The organism is Synechococcus sp. B60.1, assembly GCF_047462555.1.
Taxonomy (GTDB): domain Bacteria; phylum Cyanobacteriota; class Cyanobacteriia; order Thermostichales; family Thermostichaceae; genus Thermostichus.
Genome location: NZ_JANSJN010000121.1, coordinates 1 through 4,306, shown reverse-complemented (window position 1 = coordinate 4,306; position 4,306 = coordinate 1). Strand labels below are relative to the sequence as shown.

At 56.3% G+C, this 4,306-nt stretch carries 5 protein-coding genes and 1 tRNA gene; 2 read left to right on the top strand and 4 right to left on the bottom strand.

Annotated features, from left to right (window positions below):
* Positions 1-1,103: energy transducer TonB (locus NW863_RS11645; RefSeq protein ID WP_414366514.1), on the bottom strand; the 1,103-nt coding region annotated here is incomplete at its 3' end.
* Between the two features lie 323 nt (positions 1,104-1,426).
* On the opposite strand from NW863_RS11645, the gene NW863_RS11640 reads away from it, so the two are divergent.
* Positions 1,427-1,711, top strand: a complete 285-nt coding sequence (locus NW863_RS11640) for a DUF29 family protein (protein ID WP_414366511.1) — start codon at positions 1,427-1,429, stop codon at positions 1,709-1,711.
* Between the two features lie 113 nt (positions 1,712-1,824).
* On the opposite strand, the gene NW863_RS11635 is transcribed toward NW863_RS11640, so the two are convergent.
* A tRNA-Met gene (locus NW863_RS11635) sits at positions 1,825-1,896 on the bottom strand.
* Positions 1,897-2,026: 130 nt separating this feature from the next.
* Between NW863_RS11635 and NW863_RS11630 the strand changes: the two genes are divergently transcribed.
* Positions 2,027-2,581 (top strand): GDYXXLXY domain-containing protein, encoded by a 555-nt coding sequence (locus NW863_RS11630; protein WP_414366509.1) that lies wholly within the window; start codon positions 2,027-2,029, stop codon positions 2,579-2,581.
* A gap of 37 nt (positions 2,582-2,618) precedes the next feature.
* Here NW863_RS11630 and NW863_RS11625 read toward each other — a convergent pair whose 3' ends face one another.
* Positions 2,619-3,263, bottom strand: a complete 645-nt coding sequence (locus NW863_RS11625; RefSeq protein ID WP_414366508.1) for a Rho termination factor — start codon at positions 3,261-3,263, stop codon at positions 2,619-2,621.
* Entirely contained in the window at positions 3,256-4,059 is an 804-nt protein-coding gene (locus tag NW863_RS11620) for a ParA family protein (protein WP_414366518.1), read from the bottom strand. Before NW863_RS11620 ends, NW863_RS11625 begins: the two co-directional genes overlap by 8 nt.
* Positions 4,060-4,306 lie beyond the last annotated feature (247 nt).

Genomic DNA, 4,306 nt, shown 5'->3' with positions numbered 1-4,306 from the left:
TTGATGTCGAAGGTGAAGTTAATCGTCACCGAGTTGCCCTCGTAGGCCTCAGGCAGGGGCAAAAACGGAGCTGCTCTCTGGATGGCTGTCAGCGCCGCGTCGTCGGTTTGTTGGCTGCCGGAAGTGCGGGCCAGGCGGATGCTCTGCAGCTCGCCCCCCCGACCCACCGTGAAGATTACCACCGTGCGGCGGGAAGTGCCAGTCTGCCCCGGGATCCAGTTTTGTTCCACCTTGCGCTGTAAAGCTGCCAGCCAAGGGCCCCAGTCCACATTCGCCCGCGCCGCCACACTGGGGGGGTTGGGAGCCGACTGGGTGGGGTTGGCCAAGCCGCTGGCTCCCTGGCCCTGGATCCCAGCCCCTTCACTGGCAGCAGAAGCGCTCAGGGGCGGCCCCAACTGGGAAGCATCGGAGGGCCGCTCGGCGGGGAGAACCTCCGTCGTCGGTTGGGGAGCCGGCGCAGCCGGCTGCAATTGGCTGAGATCCGAGGCCCGCTCGCTGGGCTGCACGGGTAGAGGCTCGGCAGTGGGGGGAGGCGTGGGAGCCGGCGTGGCAGGAGGAGCAGCCGCCACAGGCCGCGGGGTCTGGGTGGGAGTGGGTCGGGGGGCTGGGGTGGGCGGAGGTGGGGCTGCAGTTGGCGTTGCCGCAGGCCGAGGAGGAGCCGGAGGCGCAGTTGGCGTGGGGGGTGGGGTAGGTCTAGGAGTGGCCAGGGCAACTTCCGCCGGGGCAGGGGGTGGCACAGGGGCAGGCGGCTGCGGCCGTGGCGGCTGGGGTTGGGGCGGAGGCGGTGGGGGAGCTTCCTGTTGGGGGGCAGCCTGGGATTGGGGTGGGCTGCCCTGGGAAGGGGGTGCTTCTACCCGCTCGCCCCCATCGCGGGAATCCACTTCTGAAACCAGCTCTGCTTCTTCCGGCGGCTCGAGATCTTCTGGCTCCAGCAAGATAAACTCAATGGCCTCTTGTTCTGGCTCGCGAATAAGCCAAAACCGACTCCAGTAGAGCAAGGCCAGCAGCGCCAGCCCATGCAGCAGCAAGGACAGCGCCACCATCCAAAAAAAATGGCGCGCTTCCTCCTCACGGCGGCGCTGCTCAACCCAGATGCTGCTCATGGCCAAGATTGCCCCTTCTTACCAACCCCTCCACCCAGCGAGTTCTTTTGCTGCAAACTCAGCCAAAGGACTTCGCCCCCCTGACGTAAGCAGGCTACACGCTAGGTAGTGTTATAGCATCCGAGCGGTTGGGCTTCCTGCGCAAAGGCGTACCTTCGGCTGGGGAAGGGATCCCACCTTGTAGCAGCAGTTGTGAACAACTCCCGGCACTCATCTTCGTTGAGTCAACACAACATGGCTGACGCCACGCTGCGCGAACCGATAGCGTACGGGCTTCACGCTTCCCAGACTTGTTGGTACAGAGGTCTTAGCGTGCGGCCACGGTGCAACCCACGGCGGGAAACTCTCCAGAGATTGAACTTGTTCGCCTCACTTGTAGCACGAACGGCTTTCATCCCGACACTGATTGGCTCTTCACCCATACAGTGCGGGTCTTCCCGCCGATTAAGCTAAAGCCTGAGCTTTTGGCAGCTCTGCCAGAGGCTTACCAAGACGGGATCCTGTTGGTGGTGAAAGAAACGCCGCTCTCGGAAGAGGATCTGCCCGCCGAGTGTCCCTACCCACTTGAGCAGGTGCTAGATCTCGGCTTTTATCCGGGATCGGGATAGCTCAAGGGGCTTGGCTCGCCCTTGGAAATGCCGCCTCTTGCAACCTGAGAGCGAAAGCTAGAGCTCCAGCTCAACCTGTCCTCCAAAGGCTGCAACCAAAGCCTTGCTAGAGATGGCTCAGGCGTGATTTGAACACGCGACCCAGGGCTTATGAGTCCCCTGCTCTACCGCTGAGCTACTGAGCCGAGAAGACGCTTAACTAGGATAGCATCTTTATGGCTGGGAAGTCTGCCCTGAAAGAGGATCCCCCCAGGCATAGCTTCCTCCACAGCTTGGGGTAACTTGTTCCAGCAAGCCGCCTAGAACCGTGCTGTAATGAACACGCCCTCTCCTCGGCCTCCCAAGGGATCCCTCTTTTGGTTGGCCCTATTGCTGCAGGTAAGCCTGGTTGCGCTGGTGCCGACCCGGAAGGCGCTTACCCTTGCCACGGGAACCCCCATCTACTTGCAAATTGCTCCTCGGGATCCCTACGACCCCTTGCGGGGCCGCTACGTAACCTTGAGCTATACCGTTGCCCAACTTTCCACTCTGGAGAAACTGCCCGGTTGGTTCCCTGAGCTTGGTAAGCCAGGGATCCTCTACCTGCGCTTGGCCCCTCCTGCCGGGGATCCCTCTCAACCCTGGCAGGCCATCGGCATCAGCCGCGACCGGCCCGGGGAGCTGCAACCTACGGAGGTCGTCCTGCAAGGGTGGTTCGATGGGTGGCAGCTTAGGTTTGGGATCGAAGAGTTTTTCATTCCAGAAGCGCTGGGAGATGTTCTGGAACTAGAGATCCGCCGCAACCCAGAAGCACTGCGAGCAGAGGTGAAGGTGGATCCCTGGGGCAAAGCAGCTCTGGTGGGTCTTTGGGCGGGGGAACGGCGGTACTAAAGGCCGGCCTTGTTCTGCAGTGGGGGGAGGATCCCTTTTAGCCCTCTTTCTTTTTCCGCGAGCGACTTGAGCTTGTTTTCTTGACGCTGGCGGATGTCGTGGTTTTTTTAGACGATTTCTTCTTACTAGGAGGTGGTGCTGTAGGAGCTAGGAAAAATACCTCCTTCAGAGCATCCAACTTTTTGCCTTGCGTAATTCTGCATCCTAGCTTGGTTATGGGAGTTAGATCCTGCCACCAGCTCCTATCCGCCTCCGCAATTCGCGCGGCTGCAATGGTTACATCAACTCCCTTAAGCGGAGTGCCGGGCTGCTCAGCCAGGTATCTCAGCGCAGCCAAGATAGTTTCCCTAGAAGCCTCAGTCAGATTGACCTTCGGAACCCTTTCTCTGGCGAGAACTTGGGCCTGCTCCACCTGCTCCAGAGCTGGGTCAACAATGATACACCAGAGCCTCTCCAGCCCTGCTTCTTGAGCAACTGCATAGACAAAATGGTTGCCAACGGCCTTGTACTGGTAGTCGCCAGCTTCAACCACTAGCAGCGGCACCCAGTTGCGCCCTCCTGTTGCCCTTAACTGAGCGGCTGCTGCAGTAACCAGGAAAGAGGGAGCAGAAAACCCCTCGGCAGGCATGATGCTCTCAAGGGGTAAGTTCACTAGCTTGCCGAGATCGGAGAACTCACTCATCGATAAAGTACTCGCCGGCGAGCTTTTGGTAGTATTCTAAAACTTTCTTGTGCTTAAGGACAGCAGGAATTCGATCAAAAGTGGCAGAAGATATCAGTGCATAGTCGGGTATAATGCATTTGTCTTCATTGCCCTTTTTAAAGAGCGGTCGGAAATACGGGGTTAAGTCGATATCTTTCTCTTGCTTAATAAGCTTTTGTATTTCTTCGTTTGCCAGTTTGGTAGCATTTTGATTTTTCGAGGAGACGCCATTAAAAAAGATAGGCAAAGCGATGGGGCCTCCGTCATGTCGTGATTTAACAGTTTCTGGAATGAATTTGGTAATTACTCTAACAGCATTATTCAAAGAAGACAGATCGTCAGGTCGGGTAGGTATCAAAATAACGTCGGCAGCAAAAAGTCCACTTTGGCTGAAGTAAAGCCACTGAGTTGGGCAGTCGATTAGGATGTAGTCATACTCACGACGAAGGGGGGCAAGCAGATCCCGAAGGCGCCTGGTTCCTTTCTGGATATAGGCTGCATTTTGGCTGTCGGTCAGTTTCTCCAGCTCAGAGTCTCTTGGGATGAGGTTGAAGACGGAAACTATTCCCTTAGGTGTCTTGAGCCTATATGTCTGAACAATCGTGTGGACGTCTATCCTGGGATCCTTTAAACACTGCGTTAGTGTAACTTTTCCAGGAGTAGCTCCCAAGCTTCTTGTCAAATCTCCTTGGGAGTCAAAGTCAACAGCTAAGACTTTTTTCCCTTTATATGCTAATGCTCCTGCAAGGTTAATAACCGTTGTTGTTTTGCCCACACCGCCTTTATTGTTGTACACACATATGGTCAAAGCGCGCTCGTAGTTTTCTATCTTGTTTCGTAAATCATGCACGATGTTCTCAATGTTATCCAGGTTGATAGCAAGGTTTGCTGTAACAGGGTGAACAACCTTCCCGTGCCTCCTCCAGAGCTGGATGTAATTTGCATTGGTAACTATTCCCCACTTTGCTGATTTGCAATGCTCTCCAAGCAAGTACCTTTTTATTTGATCTACTGCATCTCTA

Coding starts and splice junctions, on each gene's coding strand:
- NW863_RS11625 (WP_414366508.1), bottom strand. CDS start 3,263: ATGAGTGAGTTCTCCGATCTCGGCAAGCTAGTGAACTTACCCCTTGAG.
- NW863_RS11630 (WP_414366509.1), top strand. CDS start 2,027: ATGAACACGCCCTCTCCTCGGCCTCCCAAGGGATCCCTCTTTTGGTTG.